This is a genomic window from Cryobacterium sp. TS_SC_7 (assembly GCF_056156285.1).
Map to the genome: position 1 here is coordinate 1,659,067 of NZ_CM149589.1, position 20,028 is coordinate 1,679,094.

Below are 20,028 nucleotides of genomic sequence, written 5' to 3' on the forward strand. Positions count from 1 at the left end.
GGCGGCAGCGTGGCTGCCGGCGTGAGGCGCGTCGGCCGTCAGCGACCGGGAGTGAGCGGCCGGGAGTGAGCGGACGGGTGGCGTCGGGGCGGGGCAGAGGCTCTAAGCGCTGCGCGGGAACGAGATGGCTGCGCCGATGCGGGCGCCGTCGTTCGCGTACGTTGCGAGCGTGAACGATGCTGTCTGTGTCATGTCGGCCTCCTGAGCGCGTCGTGTCTGAGCTGTGCCCCCCTGATCAGGCAGCCTTTCAGGATACGTTTCCCCGGCCTCGTACGCAACCGCCCAAATGCGGACAAAACACCTTCGCCGGGCGATCAAGGGGCCGCATCTGGCGGGGGTGGCGGGTGTCAGCGCACCCGCACGCTCAGGCAGGTGACGCAGCCCTCGAGCTTCTCGAACTCGGAGATGTCGACTGCGATCACCCGATACCCGAGGCCCGCGAACAGGGCCGCGGAGCGCGGAGCCGCGCTGGACATGAGCAGGGTCGCGGCGTCGAGCACGACCACGGCGGTGCCCTCCGGCTCGGGTACAGGCAGGAATCGCGGGAACAGGCTCGGGTCGTCGATCAGCGGCCGGTAGCCGATCACGGTGCCGTCGGGCAGCGCGGTGACGGCGGTCTTGAGATGCAACACCTTGGTGATCGGCACCGCGACGACCGTGTGGCCGCGCGGCTCGAGGACGGAGCGCAGCTGACGGATGCCCTCCGCGTTCGTGCGCCGGCTCTGGCCCACGTAGACCGTGCGGCCGACCTTGAGCACGTCGCCGCCGTCGAGGGTACCGGGCAGCTCGATGCGGTGAACGGTCAGGCCCAGGGCACGCACGGCGGCCTCGGCGGCCGGGGTTTCGTCGCGGCGGCTGAGGGCGCCGGGGCTGGCCACGACGGCCAGGTCGCCGAAGAGGATGACGGCGTCCTCGACGAAGACGGAGTCGGGCAGGTCAAGGGCCGGTTCGACCTCGATGGTCTCCCAGCCCTCGTTCGTGAGTGCCGCCACGTAGCCGCGCCACTGCTCGTCGGCCAGGTCAGGGTCGATCGGGTTGCGCGTGATGTGGGTCAGCTGACCCTCGGCCAGGTTTCGCGCCGGCCGGCGCACGAGCGCCCGCCGAGGGGCGGCCCCGGAGGAAACGGTTTCAGAAGCAACGGATGCGGCGGGCCAGGTTTCGGAGTCGGCGGTTCCCATCCCGCCAGTGTAGGGCTCAACCCCACAGTCACCGTTCCGGTCGAGAGTGCCCGTTGCGCCGGTCACTCTCGACCGGAACGGGCACTCTCGCGGGACGGGCTGCCCGGCTCAGGCTCTCGCGCTGGTCGTGCGCCGAACCGCAGCACGCGCGCAGCGGCGCAGCACGCGCGCCGCACCGCCGGGCGGTGCGCGGCGACTACAGGCGCGGGCGGGCGGTGCGCGGCGACTACAGGCGCGGGCGGGCGGTGCCGGGCGACTACCGGCGCGGGCGGGCGGCGTCCAGCCGCGCGGCAGCCAGGCGCTCGGCGGCGGCGAGGGTCGTGATGCCCTGCTCACGGGCATCCGTGAAGATCTCTGCGACGACGTCGCCGATCGCGGCGACCCGCTCGGCCACCCGGGCCAGGTCGGCGTTCGGCTCCGAGGCCAGGGCCAGGTAGATCACCCCGCCCGCGTTCACGACGAAGTCGGGGGCCCAGAGGATGCCGCGGGCATCCAGCTGGGCGGCTCCCTCCGGCTGGGCAAGCTGGTTGTTGGCGGCGCCGACTACCCCGAGCACGTTGAGTTCCCCGATCACGCGCGCGGTCAGCACCCCGCCGAGACCGCACGGCACGAACAGGTCGGCCGGCACGTGGTGCACCTCGTCGACGGGAACCCACTCGGCCCCGAGGCCGGCGGCGAACTCCTGCTTGCCGAGGTTGACGTCACTGACGGTGAGCCGGGCGCCGGCGGCGGCCAGGGTTGCGGCAAGGCGCCCGCCGACCTGGCCGAGGCCGGAGATCACGATGTGCCGTCCGGAGACCTCGCGGCTGCCGAACAGGGCATCGAGGGTGGCGAGCACGCTGGCGTACACGCCGGCCGCGGTCGCGTCGGCCGGTTCGCCCACGCCGCCGCTGGCGGCCGGCAACCCACAGACGTGGTCGGTGCACTCCTTCACCACGGCCATCAGCTCGGCGTTCGTGCCGACATCCTCAGCCGTCATGTAGGCGCCGTCCAGGCTCTCGATGGCGTCACCGAGGTCGAGCATCGCGTCGCGTCGCTCCGCCTCGCTCAGCTCGACCCCGAACGGCAGGTGGATGACGGACTTTCCGCCGCCCCGGTTCAGCCCGGCGACAGCGTTCTTCAGGGTCATCGCCGCGGACAGGCGCAGGGCGTCGGCGACGGCATCCGTCCAGTTCTCGTACTGCCACAGCCGGGCGCCGCCGAGGGCCTGGCCCAGCCGGGTGGAGTGCACGGCCACGGTGATCACGAGGCCCGAACGGATGCCGGTGGTGATCACCACGCGTTCGTGCGTGAACGGGAGGCCGATCAGGGCATCCAGCGAGGTGGTGGGGTGCGTGAGCGTCATGGGTGGTTCTCCTCGCTGGTCGGCCTTGTGGGCTCATCGTGCCGCCGCGATCGTGGCGCGTCGACTGCACCAGACTAGTCACCCGACTCCTCGAACGCTCGCCTTGAGCCGCGGCGCGTCAGCGCTCCTCCGCCGGCCCCCTCTGCACGGGGATGGTGGCGGTGAACTCGGCCGCCCGCGCCTTGGCATTCTCGTCGCCGGAGAACAACCCGATGGGCGCGGTGACGGGGTGCGCCGGCTCTGAGCGCACGGGGGCCGGCGCCCGCGGGGTTTCCCGCCGCAGCTCCATCCGGCCGACCGGCAGCGCCTCCGGATTGTGGGTGTTGATCCAGTCGATCAGGTTCTCTCGCACCAGACAGCGCAGGTCGAACAGGGTGGGAGCGTCGGCGGCGGAGACCAGCACGCGCACGCGCACGAAGCCGCCCACGGCATCCGTCACCTGGAGCACGACCACGCGTTCGTCCCAGAGCTCGGTCTGCGCGACGATGCGGTCGAGTTCCACGCGCATGCCCGCCGGGTCGACGCGCCAGTCGAGGTCGAACTCGACCGCGCCGAGCAGCTCGCTGTTGTGCCGCGTCCAGTTCTGAAACGGGTTGGTCGTGAAATAGGTGGACGGCAGCACCATCCGGCGGTCGTCCCAGATGTGCACGACCACATAGGTGAGCGTGATCTCCTCGATCTTGCCCCACTCGGTCTCGACGATCACGACGTCGTCGACCCGCAGGGCGTTGTTGAAAGCCAGCTGGATGCCGGCGAACACGTTCGCGAGCGTGGACTGCGCGGCCAGGCCGGCGACCACACTGAGCAGGCCGGCGGAGGCGAACAGGCTCGCGCCGAGGGTCGCGGCGCCGGGGATGCTGAGCAGCACGGCCCCGATCGCGCAGATAATGACCACGACGACGCCGATCCGGCGCAGCATCCGCAGCTGGGTGCGCACGCGGCGGGCGACCCGGTTGTCACGCACGTCCACGCGGTAGCGGGTGGCGGCCACCTCCTCGAAGAAGTAGAACAGCGCACAGACCAGCCAGGTGGCCGCGGCGATGAACAGAGCCCGGAAGATGAAGTCGACCAGACGCTCGATCTCCTCTGAGCTGTCCAGGAACACGGTGTTGACCGACCAGATCGCGCCCACCAGCAGGGTCAGCCGGAACGGTACCCGCACCAGGCCGACCAGCGTGCGCGCCCAGGTCTTTTTGCGGCCGGCCACCCGGAACACCAGGGCGGTGATCGCCGTGATTCCCACGGCGGCCACAACCGCGATCGCCAGGGCGATCAGGTAGTCGGTCTGCACGAATCCCTCGAGATCGGGCACGATGCTCCTTCCGGCCGGGACGGTTCTGATGAAGCCACGGACCCCTCAATCGTGCCAGACTCCGTGGCCGACTCCGGAGAAAACGGATGCCGCCGATCTCCTGAGTCAGCCACAGGGGGGATTCCCCCGCGAACGCCTAGTGGAAGAAGTGGCGCTCCCCGGTGAAGTACATGCTGACGCCGGCATCCGTCGCCGCCTGGATGACCTCGGCGTCGCGCACCGAACCGCCGGGCTGAACGACGGCCGTGACGCCCGCCTCGAGCAGCACCTGCAGGCCGTCCGCGAACGGGAAGAACGCGTCCGAGGCCGCGACCGAGCCGGCCGCCCGGTCGCCGGCCCGCAGCACCGCAAGGTGACAGGAGTCGACCCGGTTGACCTGGCCCATTCCGACGCCCACGGATGCCCCGCCGCGTGCCAGCAGGATGGCGTTCGACTTCACGGAGCGGCAGGCCTTCCACGCGAACTCGAGGTCCGCCCGGGTGGCCTCGTCGACCTCGGCGCCGGCCGCGAGGGTCCAGGCCGAGGAGTCGAGGTCGTCGAAGGTGTCGGACTCCTGCACGAGCAGGCCGCCCGAGATCTGGCGCAGCTCCAGCGAGGAGCGGTGGTAGTCGGCCGGCAGCTCCAGCAGGCGGATGTTCTTCTTGGCGCTGAGCAGCTCGAACGCGGCCGGCTCGAAGCCCGGGGCGACGAGCACTTCGGTGAAGATCTGGCTGACGGTCTCGGCCATGCCGAGGGTGACCGTGCGGTTGGCGGCGATGACGCCGCCGAAGGCGGAGATCGGGTCGCAGTCGTGCGCGCGGTGGTGCGCGGAGGCGATCGCATCGGGTGCCTTGGGGTTGGCGACGGCGATGCCGCAGGGGTTGGCGTGCTTGATGATGGCCACGGCCGGTTCGGCGAAGTCGTAGGCGGCGCGCACGGCGGCGTCCGCGTCGACGTAGTTGTTGTACGACATCTCCTTGCCGTGACGCTGAACGGCCTGCGCGATGCCCTGGCCTCCCTCGCCGAGGTAGAGCGCAGCGGCCTGGTGCGAGTTCTCGCCGTAGCGGAGCACGGCACTGCGGGTGGCCTCGATGACGAGGGTCTCGGGGAACGGCATCTCGTCAGCGAGGGCGTCACCGATCACAGCGTCGAACTCCTCGAGGATGTCCTCGTCGAGGGCCGCGGCGTCGTCCTGCCACTGGTCGTAGACGTTCTCGGTGAACCAGGCGGAGACGCTCAGGTCGTAGCCGGCGGTGTGCTCGAAGGCCAGCGACGCCAGCTTCTGGCGCAGTGTCAGCGGGGTGCCGCCGGCCACGACGGCGGCGATGACCTCGTCGTAGTTGTCGGGGTCCACCACGATGGCGACGTTGGCGTGGTTCTTCGCCGCGGCACGCACGAGGGCAGGTCCGCCGATATCGATCTGCTCGATCACGTCGGCCGGGGACGCGCCCGACAGGGCGGTCTCGACGAACGGGTACAGGTTCACGACGACGAGCTGGAACGCCTCAATGCCGAGATCGGCCAGCTGCACCTCGTGCGCTTCAAGGCGCAGGTCGGCGAGGATTCCGGCGTGCACTCCGGGGTGCAGGGTCTTGACCCGGCCGTCGAGGGATTCGGGGAAGCCGGTGACCGCGGAGACATCCGTCACAGCGTGGCCCGCGGCGCGGATGGTGGCCGCCGTGGACCCGGTCGACACGATTTCGACGCCGGTCGCCGCGAGGGCGGCGGCCAGCTCGATCAGCCCTGTCTTGTCGCTCACCGAGATCAGGGCGCGCCGCACGGGCACGACGTCGCGGTGGCGGTACAGGCTCTGGGCGTTGGTGGGACCGCTCATATGTGGGAATGCTCCTTGAGATCGACGTGTCCGTTGGCGATGTCGAGCACGGCCTGCACCAGCAGGCGACGCTCGACGAGTTTGATGCGGTCGTGCAGGGATGCCTGAGTGTCACCCGGCAGCACCGGCACCCGTTCCTGCGCGATGATCGGCCCGTCGTCGACACCGGTGTCGACGACGATCAGGCTGGCGCCGGTTGCGGCGACCCCGGCGGCCAGGGCGTCGCGCACACCGTGGGCCCCGGGGAATTCGGGCAGGTAGGCCGGATGCGTGTTGAGCAGGTTCGGGGTCAGCGCGGCCACGACCCGGGGCGGCAGCAGGCGCATGAAGCCGCTCAGCACGACGAGGTCGGCATCCCACTGCTGGATCTGCGCGAGGAGCTCGTCGCCCCACGCCTCCCGGGACGGGTGCGACGTGAACGGAACCGTGAACGTGGAAATGCCGTACTCCTCGCCCAGCTCGAGCCCGTCGGCGTCGCGGTCGGCGCCGATGGCGACCACGCGCGCGGGGTATTCGGCGTCGCGGCAGGCCTCGAGCAGGGAGCGCAGGTTGGATCCTCCGCCGGAGATCAATACGACCAAGTTCAGCACGGGAGAAGCCTACCGTTCGGCGGCCACATGGGGGCCACCCACCTGTGACGCGGGGATGCGGGCGGGCCCGTCAGCGGCGAGGGAGTGAGTTGCGGAGCTTCCCGAGCAGGCGGCCGGCGCCGCCCGTTGCGCCGTTCTTCGCGCCGCCCGTTGCGCCGTTCTTCGCGCCGCCCGTTGCCGCGGCCCGAGCCGCGGGCGCGGGCGTGAACAGTCCGAGGCAGGCCGCGACGCCTACCTCGGCGGCGGCGAGCACGCCCACCAGGAACGGGTTCGGCCCGACCTCGACGAGCCGGCCTGGGCCGACCGCTCCGCCCGACCACCAGGCCAGCAGGCCGAGCAGCACGCCGGCGACGAGACCGGTGCCGAGACCGGTGAGCAGCCGCGCCGTGATGGTGGGGGCAGGGGCATCCGTGGCACCGGTGCGCTGACGCAGGATGACGGCGGCGAGAAAGCCGATCAGCACGGGAACGAGCAGGCCGACGAACCCGAACGCGAGGCTGCCCTGGGGCAGCACGCCGAGGATGGGCAGTCCCGGCACGGTGCCGAGCGCCGTTCCCACCGGCGAGACGCTGGTTCCCACGCCCACGGCGATGCCGGGACCCACGAACCACGACGCTGCCCAGATGACCAGGTTCGGGATCAGCGCGAGCTGGGCGATGGTGAGCGCGATGCCACCCAGAACCCCGGCCTGCACCGTCTCGTAGAGTCCGATGATGGTGGCGTAATTGGTCAGGATCAGCACGAACAGCGTGAGGCCGGCAACGCAGAGGATGCCGGCGGCCGCGGCCGTGCCGCCCCGCAGCGCCGCGACGACGCCCGCACGAACCGGGGCCGGGAGCACCCCGGCGACCGGGCGACGTCCGGCGCCGGCGCCTGTGCCCCGGATCGCACCGCGGACGCCGGCACTCGCACCGGCGCTGCCCGCACCGCGGGCGCCGCGCATCCCGCCACGGAACAGACCCGTCACGCGGCCCGGCAGACTGCCGAGCAGGCGGCCGAGCTGACCGCGGTCGGCGCCGATCAGAACCCCGGCGGCGTAGACGAGCGGCGGCAGGAGCAGACCCTGCGCGGCCGACGGGCGCACGGCATCCGTGCCGGCCGACCACACGAGCAGGGCCGTCAGAATGGCGTAACTGAGGATGGCCGCCGACACTCCGACCCGCGGATGCGCGGTGTCCGCGGCCTGCCGTCCGGTGCGCAGGCCCAGGAGCACGGCCAGCAGGGCGAAGCCGAGCAGGGCGATCGTGATCGGGAACGCGGTCTCCGCGCCGGGCAGGGCGAGGGCGGCGACCAGTGTCGGGTCGAGCTGCACGAGCAGGTCGACCCCGTTGCCGACGAGCCAGATGTCGACCGCGGCCCGCCAGAACACCAGCCAGTTCACGGCCAGCTCGAATTGGGTGGCCCACAAGACGGTGAGCGGTACCAACGCGATGCCCACCCCGATGGCCACGACAATGAGCGCGTCGAGTGCGGCAAGCAGGGCGGTCGTAAAGCGTTTCACCGAAGGGAGCCTACCGTCACCCCGGCCGACGCTCCCCCGGCCCCGCCGCGCACCGACGAATTCGACGGAGATTTGGCTCTACCTGGGCTCCTGGGCGCCATGTCGGCGCGTTTCAGCAAGAATCTCCGTCGAATTGGCTCGGCCGGCCGGGCGGTCACGAGCAGGCGGGCACGGATGCCGCGGGCCGGCACAGCGAAAGGGCCCGCCCCGTGAGGCAGGCCCTTTCGGTCCCGGCCGGTGGCTCAGTGCCACCGTGGTTCACCTGCCGGTTACAGCGCGGCGAGAGCCTCGCGCAGCAGGGTGGCAGCCTCGCTCGGCGTCTTGCCGACCTTGACCCCGGCGGCCTCGAGGGCCTCCTTCTTGCCCTGGGCGGTTCCGGCCCCGTTGGAGACGATGGCGCCGGCGTGGCCCATGGTCTTGCCCTCGGGGGCGGTGAAGCCGGCGACGTAGCCGATCACGGGCTTGGTGACGTGGGCCTTGATGTACTCGGCCGCCTTCTCCTCGGCGTCGCCGCCGATCTCGCCGATCATGACGATGGCGAGGGTCTCGGGGTCAGCCTCGAACGCCTCGAGCGCGTCGATGTGCGTGGTGCCGATGATGGGGTCGCCGCCGATGCCGATGGCGGTGGAGAAACCCAGGTCCCGCAGTTCGTACATCATCTGGTAGGTCAGGGTGCCCGACTTGGAGACCAGGCCGACCGGGCCCTTGCCGGTGATGTTCGCCGGCGTGATGCCCACGAGCGCCTCACCGGGGGTGATGATGCCGGGGCAGTTCGGCCCGATGATGCGGGTCTTGTTGCCCTTGGCCTTGTTGTACGCCCAGAACTCGGCGGAGTCCTGAACCGGCACACCCTCGGTGATGATGACGAGCAGCGGAATCCCGGCGTCGATGGCCTCGATGACGGCGTCCTTGGTGAAGGCCGGCGGCACGAAGGCGATCGAGACATCCGCGCCGGTCTTTTCGATGGCCTCGGCGACCGTGCCGAAGACGGGCAGCTCGACGCTGCCGTGCATGACCGAGGTGCCGGCCTTGCGGGCGTTGACGCCGCCGACGACCTGGGTGCCGGCCGCCAGCATGAGGGCGGTGTGCTTGGTGCCCTCACCGCCGGTGATGCCCTGCACGATGACCTTGGAGTCCTTGTTGAGGAAGATTGACATGTTCGAAAATCCCTTACTTCGCGGCGTGGGCGAGTTCGGCGGCCTTGGCGGCGCCCTCGTCCATGGTGGCGGCCAGTGTGACGAGCGGGTGGTTGGCCTCGGCGAGGATGCGACGGCCTTCCTCGACATTGTTGCCGTCGAGGCGCACGACGAGGGGCTTGTTGGCGGCGCTGCCGAGTTCGGCGAGCGCGCCCACGATGCCCTTCGCGACAGCGTCACAGGCGGTGATGCCGCCGAAGACGTTGACGAAGACGGACTTGACCTGCGGGTCACCGAGGATGACGTCGAGGCCGGCGGCCATGACCTCGGCGGATGCTCCGCCCCCGATGTCGAGGAAGTTGGCCGGCTTGACGCCGCCGTGGTTCTCGCCCGCGTAGGCGACGACGTCCAGGGTGCTCATGACGAGCCCGGCGCCGTTTCCGATGATGCCCACTTCTCCGTCGAGTTTGACGTAGTTGAGGTCGTTCGCTTTGGCCTTCGCCTCGAGCGGGTCCGCCGCGGCGGCGTCTTCGAGCAGGGCGTGCTTCGGGTGACGGAAGCCGGCGTTCTCGTCGATCGTGACCTTGCCGTCGAGGGCGATCACGTCGCCCTCCTCGGTGAGGACGAGCGGGTTGACCTCGACCAGGGTCGCGTCTTCACCTGTGAACACGGAGTAGAGCTGCACGAAGACGGGTGCGACCTTGTCGACCAGGTCGGCCGGGAACTTCGCGTCGACCGCGATCTGACGGGCGGTGGCCAGGTCGATCCCGGTGATCGGGTCGATGGCCGTGTAGGCGAGCGCTTCGGGCTTCTCGACGGCGAGAACCTCGATCTCCACGCCACCCTCGTAGCTCGCGAGCGAGAGGTAGGAGCGGTTGGTTCGGTCCAGCAGCACGGAGAAGTAGAACTCCTGCTTGATTCGCGCTCCGCCGGCAACCATGACCCGGTTGACGGTGTGGCCCTTGATGTCGAGTCCGAGGATGGCGCGACCGGCGGCCTCGGCGTCGTCGGGGGTCTTCGCGACCTTCACACCGCCGGCTTTGCCGCGGCCGCCGACCTTGACCTGGGCCTTGACGACGACAACGCCGCCCAGCTTCTCGGCTGCCGCGCGCACCTCCTCCGGAGTGTCCGCGATGATGCCCGGGAGAACCGGGACTCCATACTGTTCAAACAGGTCTCGTGCCTGATATTCGTAAAGATCCACGCTGCTCTTCCAATCCGCTTCGTAGCGTTCCTGCAAGGTCTTGAGGGGCAAGGAGCACGGCGCCAGTGCCGCAGATAGCTCGACATCAAGACATACGTACCATCTGAAACTCTATCGTCACCAACCGGCATCGCGAACCGCGGGCGCCGCCCTGGCGCGTGCAGCACCGCAGCAGGCGAGTCCCGCTGGCGCTGCAGGCATCCGGATGCTTGGATTCAGTCATGACTGAACCGGAGCACGGCGTCGATCCCCATTCCGCCGACCACGCCTCGCGCCTGAACTGGCTCCGGGCCGGCGTGCTCGGAGCCAATGACGGCATCGTGTCGGTGGCGGCCCTGGTCGTGGGCGTCGCTGCAGCCACCACGGATGCCGCGGCGATCCTGATCGCGGGTGTCGCCGCCCTGCTCGCCGGCGCGATCTCAATGGCCCTGGGCGAGTACGTGTCGGTGAGCAGCCAGCGCGACACCGAGCGTGCCCTGATCGCCAAGGAGACCTGGGAACTGGAGAACATGCCCGAGCAGGAGCTCGCCGAACTGGCCGATCTCTACCAGGCGAAGGGGCTCAGTTCCGAGACGGCGAAACAGGTGGCGCTCGAACTGACCGCGCACGACGCCCTCGGCGCGCACCTCGAAGTGGAACTGCACATCGGTGCGGATGAGCTGTCGAACCCGTGGCACGCGGCCTTCGCCTCGGCGGTCGCTTTCACGGTCGGCGCGATCCTGCCGCTGCTGGCGGTGCTGCTGCCTCCGCCGGAGTGGCGCCTGCCGGCCACCTTCCTCGCCGTCGCGGTCGCCCTGGTCATCACCGGGTGGCTGAGTTCCTACCTGGGCGGCAGCCCGAAGGCCCGCGCGATCTCCCGGGTGCTGGTCGGCGGCCTGCTGGCGCTCGGCGTGACCTGGGCGATCGGCTCCCTGATCGGCACCGCGGTCTGACCATCCGGCGAGACCCGTCGGCCGGCCTCCCGAACCGCGGCACGTAGGCTGGATTCATGGCATTCCAGCAGAACAACCGGTCCGGTCTCCTTCTCGCGGCGGGGCTCGACGCCGCCCTGGTTCTGGTCTTCGTGCTGATCGGCCGGGCCAGCCACGGCGAGGGTCTGCTCGGAACCCTGATCACCGGGTTGCCGTTCCTCGGTGGCCTCCTCGCGGGGTGGCTCGTGATGCGCGCCTGGCACAGCCCGCAGAAGATCGTCTGGACGGGCACCGGCATCTGGATCCTCACCGTGGGCGTCGGGATGCTGCTGCGCACCGTGAGCGGGCAGGGGACGGAGTTCAGTTTCGTCGTCGTGACGACGATCGTTCTGGGCGTGTTCCTGCTCGGCTGGCGCGGCCTCGCGGTGCTGTTCCGTCGCCGCCAGGCACGCACCCGCACCGTCACCGCCGCGTAGCCGCGCCGGCCCCACACGCACGCACTCTCGCCGCGTTGTCTGCCCGGCGGGCAACTCCCCGACGAGTCATGGTGTGCTCTTTTCGAGGTCGTGCGCCCGTGACGGCGACGGTCACACGTCGATTGCGACACTGACCGCCTACTCTTCGACCCCGGGCCCGCCCGTCTCCCGGTCCTCGTCCTCGTCGTCAAGGTCGACCGGACGCTGGTCGGCGTCGATCATCCACTCCGGGGCTTCTTCCTCGGTGGGCGGCAAATCCTCGTCGAGGGTCAGTTCGATGTCGTCGATCTCGCGGTTTTCGTCGAGTCCGTCGCTCGCGGCATCCGTTTTTCTCGGCCAGAGTCCGTCCGGGTTGCTCGCCATGATGACCTCCCATTGACGCGAGTCGCCCACGCTGAGCTCCCCCGCGGCGGCAACGGTACGCTCCCCCACCGGAAGCGACAAGGCATCCACGCCCACCGGACCATCAGGCTGAGTCGGCGCGCAACCCCGGCGTGGCCAGCAGCGAACCGTCGCGCAGCACGGCCAGCACCTCGATCGGGAAGGTCTCCGTGCTGCGATGCAGAGCCGGCCGGCCGCCGGCGATGATGGCCGTGGCCAGCACATCCGCCGTCACAATGTCCCGGCCGAACACGGTGACCTGACGGAAGGGCGAGAGCGCGCCGTCGACGGTGGTCCAGATGTGCTCCCCACGCTCGGCGCTGCCCGAGGTGGCCACGGCCCGGAGCGGCGCGCGCAGCGGCACGCTCGCCAGCCGGGCGCTCCGGTCCAGCGGGTCGACGATCGCGGCCGCCCAGTCGAGACCGGGCGTCTGATCGCCCGCCACGAGGATGTCCCCGCCCGCGTTGAGTGACCAGTCCCGCAGGCCGAGCCCGTAGAGCGCCTCGCCGGCGTGAGCGATGGCGAGGCTCTTCACGATGCCGGACAGGTCGATGGCACCGTCGGCACGGTGCGGTGTGAACACCCCGTCGGTGCGATCCCGCCAGGCCAGGGCGAGCGCGTAGCAGTCCCGCAGTTCGCTGCCGGCCTGGGTGAGCCGTAGCTCGCCACGGTTGACGCGACTGAGTTCGGAGCCCTCCCGGTAGAGGCTGAAACGGTCGTTCCAGCCTCGGAACACGTCCGCGACCGCCTGCCGGGCCGCCGCGCGCAGGGCCTCGTCGTGCGGGGAACCGGCATTCCCAGCGGCTGCGCCGATACGGAGGCTGATGACGGTTCCCATGCTCTCGACCGTGATTGCCGGGTGCCCGGCGTACACGCCGGACACCACGCTAGAACTGTGCCGCATCGAGGGCCGCCTGGAGCGACTGGAGGTAACCCTGGGTCGTGTAGGTCGCGCCGCTGACGTTGGCCACGCTCGCCGACTGGGCCGAGAGTACCTCGTCTCGCAGGATCGGGGCTGCCCGGTTGCTGATCATGACCGACTTCTGGTCGTCATTGGTCAGCTGCAGCGGCGTCACCTCGGTGATCGTGCCGTTTTCGATGGTCACCGACACCTGCATGGGGCCGAACCGGGTCTGCACGGCCGAGCCATCGAATGTGCCGGTGACCTCGGTGGCGGCGGGCGCCTCGGCCGCCGGCGCGGTCGTTTCAGGCGTGGTCGTCGCTGCGGAGGACGTGCCCGAACCGGAGGACGTGCCCAGTCCGGATGCGGTCGTGGTCGTCGCCTCAGCCGATGCGGAGGATGACAGCGTCGTCGTCAGCGTGGACCTGAGCGATTCCACGGCGGGGGCTCCGACGAGCCACCCCACCGATAGCACCGAAGCGGAAGCCAGGGCGGCCGCAGCCGCTGCTCGTATTCTCACCAGTCAAACCTTTCACAATGGATCTGTCGCGTCGGAAGTCCGGCCGCGCGGGCATCCCGCACGACCTCGTCGGTCCATCGCCGTGGACCGCACACATACACATCCGCGTCCCGCAGGTGCGGAACCAGGGTCTTCAGGCTGACCCGGGCCGCCAGCGCGTCGGCCGGTAGCCAGCTGTTCACACCCGGCGGTCGCGTGCCCGCGATGATGCGGAATTCGGCGCCTCGCGCCCGGCACAACTCGGCCAGCTCGTCGGCCAGGTAGCTGTCGCCGACGGTGTGCGAGCGAAGGATGACCGTGGCCTGCCCCGGAAGGAACGTCGCCGTCTCCAGCAGCGAGCGAATCGGGGCGACGCCGATGCCGGCGGCCACGAGCACCAGCCGAGGGGACGTGCGAGCACGGTCGGTGAACAGCCCGTACGGGCCCTCGACGCACACCCGGGTGCCCCGCCGCAGACCTCCGAGCGCCGCCGAAGCATCGCCGAGTGAGCGCACCGTGATGCGGAGGGAAGTACCGGTGGGCGCCGCCGAGAGGGAGAACGGATGCGCCTGCCACCAGAGCCCGGGGGTCCAGAACCGCCAGATGAAGAATTGACCGGAGTGGGCCTGCAGGCGGCGCAGATTGTGCCCGGACAGCCGGATCGACACGACGCCGTCGGCGACCCGGTCGACGCCCTCCACCCGGAGCCGGGCGCGCAGCGAGCGCACGACCGGCAGGATGAAACGGAAGACGAGGATCGACCCGGCGACGCCCACGTAGAGGGCCAGCCAGTAGAACCACTGCGGCGACCCGGCGGCGAGCAGAGCGCCGACGGTCAACTGATGCGGGAGTGAGGCGAGCACGGCCACGTAGGAGAGCAGGTGAACGATGTGCCACACCTCGTAGGGCAGCCGGTGCCGCACGATCACGATGGAGCTCACGACCACGAGCACCAGGAGCCCGAGGCCGACGAAGGCCAGCACCATGTCCGGCAGCACGGTCAGCATGCGCCAGACCTCGGCGAAGACGCTGACCCGGCCGGCGAGCGAGTAGCCGACGATCAGGAGCACGGCGTGGGCCAGGATCAGGTAGAGGGCCGGTTTGCCGAGCGACTGGTGCAACGCCATGGCGCTGTCGTGGCCGAAGGCCCGGTCGATCGCGGGCAGCCGGGCGGCCAGCAGCATCATGATCAGCAGCAGGTCGGTGCCGACGAGGCCGGCCAGCACGCCGATCGAGGTGAGCGCGTCCGCGGGGGTGGCGAAGCGGGCCGCTCCGCCGTCGGCCAGGAACAGGGCCACGACGAGGGCGACGGAGACGATGCAGAGCACCTGCAGGGTGTCGGCCAGCCGCATCCGTTGCCGGTAGTCGGGGCGCACGAGCGGCGCGGGAGCGCTGCGATGATGCCGCTGGGTGGTGCGCGTGTCGATGCTCATGAGTTGAGCCTCGCGAGCATGCCAATCGAGGGGCTATGGGGAAGCTGTGAGCAACCTGTGCGATTCCAATGGGGTTGCCCTGTCGGAGGGCGGCCGAACGGTCACGGTTCGGGCGGGCCGTCAGGCAGGCCGGCGCTCGCCCAGCCGAACCGCGCCTCGCGCCGCGAGCACGATCAGCACCGCGACCACACCGCCCAGCGCGGTCTCCACCACCCGGTCGACCAGCAGCGTCGGCACGGCGGTCGGGCTGGCCAGGTGCGCCACCGTCAGTGCCAGCGGCGTGACGAACAGCAGCGCCGCACCGTAATGCTTGCCGATCAGGATCTCCGCTCCGAACTGACTGATCGCGATCACAACGATCAACACCCAGACGGATGGCCCGGGCAGCAGCACGAGCGCGGTCACCATCACCCCCAGCGCGGTTCCGACGATGCGGTGCACGGCCCGGGAGATGGAATGCGCGGCGCGGGGCGGCGGCAGCACCGCGACCACGCTCACGACCGCCCAATAGGGATGTCCGATGCTCGAGGCCAGGGCGAGCCCGCCGGCGATCAGCACGCCGACCAGGTTCTGCAGGATCGTGAACCAGACCTGGCCGTCGCGGTAGGCGGCCGGGCGCAGCACCGGCGTGCGCGGCAGCTGCTTGAACAGGTCGCCGGAGCGGTCGCCGGCCAGGCGCCGCGCTGCCCACCCCGACATGGTCAGCAGCCAGGCCAGCGCGGCGCTCGCCACCGCCACCAGCAGCCGCGGCAGCACCTCGTTCGCCGGCGCGGGCACCTGCGCGCAGACCAGGTAGGCGAAGACGAAGAAGATCGGGGTGCCGGGGAACAGGCCGTACGTCGACGCCACCAGGATGCCCGCGGTGATCACGAAGACCAGCCCGAGAACCAGGGCAGGCAGGGCTGCCTCGGTTACGCTCATCGCCAGTCCGGCGGTGACGCTCACGAGCATGCAGGCCGCGGCGACGCTGACCGTGCGCGCGCGCAGCCGGTACGGCTCGCTCCGGCCGTAGAGCGACGTCATCGCCCCGAACGCCGCGTAGGCGGCCCAGTCGATTCGACCGACAAACACCAGGACCACGAGCGGCACCACGACGGCGATGCTGGCCCGGGACGCCACCTCCAGGTCGAGGGTGCGCAGCGACTTCAGGCGTTCGAGCAGGGTTTCCGGCCGGTCGGCCGCCCCGGACACTAGATCTTCTCGATCGGCGCGATCTTGATCAGGAGCTTCTTTGCGCCCGCCGTGTCGAACTGGACGTGCGCGATGCGCTTGGTGCCGTCACCGGTGACCTGGTTGACGCGGCCGTCGCCGAAATCGACGTGACGGATGCGGTCACCCGCAGCGAGCGTGAGGTCGCCGTTGTCCCGCACCTGGCTCGGCACCCGGCTGGCCCACTCGGTCTTCTTCTTCGGCGCGGGCGGCAGCGCCTGCGGCTCGTCGCGCTTGGCGAACCCGCCGCCGAAGCCGTCACGCCGGGCGTTCAAGGCCCGGGGCTGGGTGCCGCCGCGGGAGTTCGCCATGCCCGGCGACTGCTTCCAGTCGATCAGGTCGACCGGGATCTCCTGCAGGTAGCGGCTGGGCATGGCCACCTGGATGTCGCCGAACTGGGCCCGGGTCATCGCCAGCGAGAGGTAGAGCCTCTGGCGGGCGCGGGTGATGCCCACGTAGAACAGGCGCCGCTCCTCGGCGGGCCCGCCGGGCTCGTTGGCCGACATCTGGTGCGGCAGCAGCCCCTCCTCGACGCCGGTCAGGAACACGGCCTCGTATTCGAGCCCCTTGGCCGTGTGCAGGGTCATCAGCGACACCGTGCCGGACGCGTCGTCGAGGTCGTCGGCGGCGGCGACCAGCGACACCTGGGTGAGGAAGTCGACCAGACCCGAGTCGGGGTTCTCCTTGTTGAAGTCCTTGGTCTGGGCGACGAGTTCTTCGATGTTCTCGGCGCGCGCCTCGTCTTGCGGGTCGCGGCTGCCCCGCAGCAGGGTGAGCAGACCGCTGCCGTCGAGCAGGAAGGTGAGCAGCTCGGACACGTTCGCCGTGCCGGCCGGGTTCTCCGGTATGAGCTTCAGCGCCGCCTCGTCGAGCAGGGTCGCGAGTTTCAGGATGGCCCCGGTCACCTTCGGGCCCAGCCCGAGCGACGCGGAGTCGCGCATGGCCTGCCGGAAGCTGATCTGGTTCGCCTCCGCGAAGCTCGCCAGTGCCGTCTCGGTGGCGGGCCCGATGCCGCGCTTGGGAGTGTTCAGGATGCGGCGCAGGGCCAGTTCGTCGTTCGGGTTCGCGACGGAGATCAGGTACGCCAGCGCATCCTTGATCTCGGCGCGCTCATAGAACTTGGTGCCGCCGACCACCCGGTACGGCACCGCGGAGCGCACCAGGATCTCTTCCAGGGCACGGGTCTGCGCGTTGGTGCGGTAGAAGACGGCCATGTCCCGGTAGGCCATGCCGGCCCGGTGCAGCACCTCGATCTCATCCGAGACGAACTGGGCCTCGTCGTGGCCGGAGTAGGCCGTGTAACCCACGATTTTCTCGCCGTCGCCGCCCGCGCTCCACAGCTTCTTGTCTTTGCGGTCGAAGTTGTGGCCGATCACGGCGTTGGCGGCCGAGAGGATGTTCTGCGTCGAGCGGTAGTTCTGCTCGAGCAGGATCACCTTGGTGCCGGGGAAGTCGCGCTCGAACTCGCTGATGTTGCGCGTGTCCGCGCCGCGGAAGGCGTAGATCGACTGGTCGGAGTCGCCGACCACGGTGAGTGAGGCGCCCGGGATGGCGCCGGTGCCGTCGCGCAGGTTGCGCACGTGCACGCCGGTCGCCTCCATCTCCTCGGCCAGATGGGGCTCGACGGGGCGGGTCAGCTCGCGCACGAGTGAGTACTGCGCGTGGTTGGTGTCCTGGTATTCGTCGACCAGGATGTGGCGGAACCGGCGCCGGTAGAGCGCCGCCACCTTCGGGAACGCGCGGAACAGGTAGACCGTCTCGCCGATCAGGTCGTCGAAGTCGAGGGCGTTGGCGGCGCGCAGACGGTGGGTGTACTGCCGGAAGATCTCGACGAACATGACCTCCTGCGGGTCGCTCATGTTCGCGTTGCGGGCGTAGGAGTCGGCGTCGGCGAGCTCGTTCTTGAGCTTGGAGATCTTCGCCGACGCGTTGCCGGGCGTGAAGCCGAGGGTGTCGGCGTCGAGGGCCTTGATGATGCGTTTGAGCGTGACCTTGGTGTCGGCCGAGTCGTAGATGCTGAACGTAGCGGACAGGCCCGCGCTTTCGGCTTCGCGGCGCAGGATGCGCACGCAGGAGGAGTGGAAGGTGCTGATCCACATGCCGTCGGCCCCCTGGCCGAGGATGGCTTTGACCCGCTCCCGCATCTCCGCGGCGGCCTTGTTGGTGAACGTGATCGCCAGGATCTGGCTCGGCCACGCCTCGCGGCTCTCCAGCAGGCTGGCGATGCGGCGGGTGAGCACGCTGGTCTTGCCGGAGCCGGCTCCCGCGATGATCAAAAGCGCCGGACCGCGGTACTGCACGGCTTCCTTCTGCTGGGGGTTGAGCCCCTCGAGCAGCGGACTCTCCCGGTCGCCGGGAACGGCTCCGTCGAGAATGATGGGCACCGCGGACGGAATCTGGCGGGCGGGCGTGTGATCCGGGTCGAAGAGGGTCGTCATATCGATCCCAATTCTAGGTGCTGCCTCTGACAGTGCCCGGGTGTGCCGTGGGCAGGAGTCAGCCCTCGGCCGCCAGCTCGTCCCGCACGAGCACGGCCAGGTCGGGGTGGTCGGCGAAGACCCCGTCGATCCCGGTGCCCATGATGGTGCGGAACTCGGCCTGCCAGTTGCCGAAATCGGCCCGCAGCCGACCGCGGCGGAACGTCGTCGCGAGGTACCGGTTTTCGGGGCGCAGCGTCCAGCAGTAGATCTCCAGGCCCGCGGCGTGGGCCGCGTCGACCAGGTCGGAGGCGCCGGACACCTGGCCGTCGGCATCCGTCGCCAGGATCAGAGATTTGGGCACGCTGATGCCGTCGACCTTGCCGCTGAGCCCGTAGAGACCCGCATCGGTCAGATAATCGGCGTATCGCGGCGCCTCTTTGCCGAGCAGCGTCAGCTCGTCGAAGGGTTTACCGCGCGCCTCGAGCAGGAAGACGCGCTTGCCGTAGATGCCCCGCGCGTAGACCTTGTCGAGCAGGCTCCGCTCGAAGCTTTCGATCGTGAGACGGCCGTCACCGGCGTTCCAGCCGACGTCGTTGACCTCGGCGGCGAACAGCTCGTCGAGCGGCAGCCCGATCGAGTCGAAGTAGGTGGCGTGCTTGAGCTCGGCGACGACGCCGATCGGCCGGCGCACCCGCCCGGAGAGCCGGTCCATCAGACGGAACACGTCTCGCAGGCGCAGCAGCGGGAACCGGTCGTCGAAGGTGGCGCTCGACTTGCGCACCTCGGGCAGGCGTTCCCGGGCGCGCAGGGTGCGCAACTCGCCCCACGTGAAGTCCTCGGTGAACCAGCCGGTGAGGCGGATGCCGTCGATCACCTTCGTGGTGCGCCGGCCGGCGAACTCGGGGTGCGCCGCGACATCCGTGGTCGTCCCGATCTCGTTCTCATGCCGCACCACCAGAACGCCGTCGCGGGTGGCCACGATGTCCGGCTCGACCGCGTCCGCCCCGAGGGCAACGGCCAGCTCATAGGCGGAACGGGTGTGCTCTGGTCGGTAACCGCTCGCCCCGCGGTGACCGATCACAATCGGCTGCATTTGCCAACCCTACGCGTGCAACTGCCAGAATCGAGGCGATGACACCCTGGACCGCTCCCTCCGCCCGCCGGCACCGCTGGGGCGACTATCGCGCACGCTGCGTCACCGGCCTGACGCTGGTCGTGCTCGGGGTGCTGGCCACGATCTTCACCAGCACCTACAGCCTGCTCTTCCTCGCCGTCGGCGTTCCCCTGCAGGTCGTGGGTTGGCTCGTGCTGCCGGGTGCGCTGTGGCGGCGGCTCACGGTCCTGGTTCCAGCCGTGCTCTCCAGCATCCTGCTGCTGGGCGGGGCCGATTTCAACGGAGCCTTCGCGGCGCTGTTGGCGTGCTGGCTGCTCGTTCGCCACCGCCCCTGGTCAGGCTATCTCGCCCTGATCCCGTCGATCGTGATGAGTTTTTTGATCAAGGAGACCCTGACCGACTACGAACAGAACTGGGTCGGTTACCTGCTCGGGTTCTCCACTGCCGTGGCCGGCGCGTGGCTCGCCTGGTGGCTGGCGGGGTGGAGGAGGCCCCGGAGGCCCCGGTCCCCGCACGCCGCCCACAGTGAATACGGCGGATCCCCAGCAGATCTGAATAGAATCTAGGAACGCTCCAGCGTCCTCCGATGCTGGCTCCACCCCTAC

At 69.9% G+C, this 20,028-nt stretch carries 18 protein-coding genes; 3 read left to right on the top strand and 15 right to left on the bottom strand.

The annotated features are described in order from the left end of the window. Positions 1-347: 347 nt before the first annotated feature. The 8 genes from ddaH to sucC all read right to left on the bottom strand — a co-directional run bounded on the left by ddaH (position 348) and on the right by sucC (position 10,079). Complete coding sequence (gene ddaH / locus AC0J5J_RS07640) at positions 348-1,178, bottom strand: dimethylargininase (RefSeq protein ID WP_474900166.1); 831 nt, start codon at positions 1,176-1,178, stop codon at positions 348-350. Positions 1,179-1,434: 256 nt separating this feature from the next. Next, positions 1,435-2,523: a Glu/Leu/Phe/Val dehydrogenase dimerization domain-containing protein gene (locus AC0J5J_RS07645; protein WP_474900167.1), complete on the bottom strand. Its 1,089-nt coding sequence runs from the start codon at positions 2,521-2,523 to the stop codon at positions 1,435-1,437. 118 nt (positions 2,524-2,641) lie between these two features. Next, entirely contained in the window at positions 2,642-3,835 is a 1,194-nt protein-coding gene (locus tag AC0J5J_RS07650) for a mechanosensitive ion channel family protein (RefSeq protein WP_474900168.1), read from the bottom strand. A 136-nt stretch (positions 3,836-3,971) separates the two neighbouring features. Continuing rightward, positions 3,972-5,648 (bottom strand): bifunctional phosphoribosylaminoimidazolecarboxamide formyltransferase/IMP cyclohydrolase, encoded by a 1,677-nt coding sequence (gene purH, locus AC0J5J_RS07655; protein WP_474900169.1) that lies wholly within the window; start codon positions 5,646-5,648, stop codon positions 3,972-3,974. Continuing rightward, complete coding sequence (gene purN, locus AC0J5J_RS07660; RefSeq protein ID WP_474900170.1) at positions 5,645-6,238, bottom strand: phosphoribosylglycinamide formyltransferase; 594 nt, start codon at positions 6,236-6,238, stop codon at positions 5,645-5,647. The genes purH and purN overlap by 4 nt, the downstream gene beginning before the upstream one ends. Before the next feature lie 70 nt (positions 6,239-6,308). Beyond that, positions 6,309-7,739 carry a cell division protein PerM gene (locus tag AC0J5J_RS07665; protein WP_474897366.1) on the bottom strand — a complete coding sequence of 477 codons (1,431 nt, stop codon included), beginning with the start codon at positions 7,737-7,739 and terminating at the stop codon, positions 6,309-6,311. A gap of 269 nt (positions 7,740-8,008) precedes the next feature. Next, positions 8,009-8,896: a succinate--CoA ligase subunit alpha gene (gene sucD / locus AC0J5J_RS07670; RefSeq protein ID WP_134423742.1), complete on the bottom strand. Its 888-nt coding sequence runs from the start codon at positions 8,894-8,896 to the stop codon at positions 8,009-8,011. Between the two features lie 13 nt (positions 8,897-8,909). Continuing rightward, positions 8,910-10,079 (bottom strand): ADP-forming succinate--CoA ligase subunit beta, encoded by a 1,170-nt coding sequence (gene sucC, locus AC0J5J_RS07675; RefSeq protein ID WP_134423743.1) that lies wholly within the window; start codon positions 10,077-10,079, stop codon positions 8,910-8,912. A gap of 221 nt (positions 10,080-10,300) precedes the next feature. Between sucC and AC0J5J_RS07680 the strand changes: the two genes are divergently transcribed. Both AC0J5J_RS07680 and AC0J5J_RS07685 read left to right on the top strand, forming a co-directional pair. After that, positions 10,301-11,011, top strand: coding sequence for a VIT1/CCC1 transporter family protein (locus tag AC0J5J_RS07680; RefSeq protein WP_134423744.1), 711 nt, complete (start codon positions 10,301-10,303; stop codon positions 11,009-11,011). 56 nt (positions 11,012-11,067) lie between these two features. Continuing rightward, on the top strand, positions 11,068-11,466 hold the full coding sequence (locus AC0J5J_RS07685; RefSeq protein ID WP_134423745.1) for a DUF3054 domain-containing protein: 399 nt from the start codon (positions 11,068-11,070) through the stop codon (positions 11,464-11,466). A gap of 138 nt (positions 11,467-11,604) precedes the next feature. Here the strand turns inward: AC0J5J_RS07685 and AC0J5J_RS07690 are convergent, their stop codons facing one another. The 7 genes from AC0J5J_RS07690 to AC0J5J_RS07720 all read right to left on the bottom strand — a co-directional run bounded on the left by AC0J5J_RS07690 (position 11,605) and on the right by AC0J5J_RS07720 (position 19,402). Then, positions 11,605-11,898, bottom strand: coding sequence for a hypothetical protein (locus AC0J5J_RS07690; protein WP_134423746.1), 294 nt, complete (start codon positions 11,896-11,898; stop codon positions 11,605-11,607). Between the two features lie 34 nt (positions 11,899-11,932). Further along, complete coding sequence (locus AC0J5J_RS07695) at positions 11,933-12,751, bottom strand: FAD:protein FMN transferase (RefSeq protein ID WP_474897368.1); 819 nt, start codon at positions 12,749-12,751, stop codon at positions 11,933-11,935. Next, a complete protein-coding gene (locus tag AC0J5J_RS07700) occupies positions 12,735-13,268 on the bottom strand; it encodes an FMN-binding protein (RefSeq protein ID WP_474897370.1) in 534 nt (177 codons plus the stop codon). Before AC0J5J_RS07700 ends, AC0J5J_RS07695 begins: the two co-directional genes overlap by 17 nt. Further along, the gene (locus AC0J5J_RS07705) at positions 13,265-14,680 is read right to left on the bottom strand and encodes a ferredoxin reductase family protein (RefSeq protein WP_474897372.1); all 1,416 of its coding nucleotides are present in this window, start codon (positions 14,678-14,680) and stop codon (positions 13,265-13,267) included. Before AC0J5J_RS07705 ends, AC0J5J_RS07700 begins: the two co-directional genes overlap by 4 nt. 120 nt (positions 14,681-14,800) lie before the next feature. Beyond that, positions 14,801-15,871 (bottom strand): FUSC family protein, encoded by a 1,071-nt coding sequence (locus tag AC0J5J_RS07710; protein ID WP_474897374.1) that lies wholly within the window; start codon positions 15,869-15,871, stop codon positions 14,801-14,803. Next, on the bottom strand, positions 15,871-18,327 hold the full coding sequence (locus AC0J5J_RS07715) for an ATP-dependent helicase (RefSeq protein WP_134423748.1): 2,457 nt from the start codon (positions 18,325-18,327) through the stop codon (positions 15,871-15,873). The genes AC0J5J_RS07710 and AC0J5J_RS07715 overlap by 1 nt, the downstream gene beginning before the upstream one ends. A gap of 58 nt (positions 18,328-18,385) precedes the next feature. Beyond that, positions 18,386-19,402: a glycerophosphodiester phosphodiesterase family protein gene (locus tag AC0J5J_RS07720; protein WP_134423749.1), complete on the bottom strand. Its 1,017-nt coding sequence runs from the start codon at positions 19,400-19,402 to the stop codon at positions 18,386-18,388. A gap of 38 nt (positions 19,403-19,440) precedes the next feature. Between AC0J5J_RS07720 and AC0J5J_RS07725 the strand changes: the two genes are divergently transcribed. Then, positions 19,441-19,989: a hypothetical protein gene (locus AC0J5J_RS07725; protein WP_474897376.1), complete on the top strand. Its 549-nt coding sequence runs from the start codon at positions 19,441-19,443 to the stop codon at positions 19,987-19,989. Positions 19,990-20,028 lie beyond the last annotated feature (39 nt).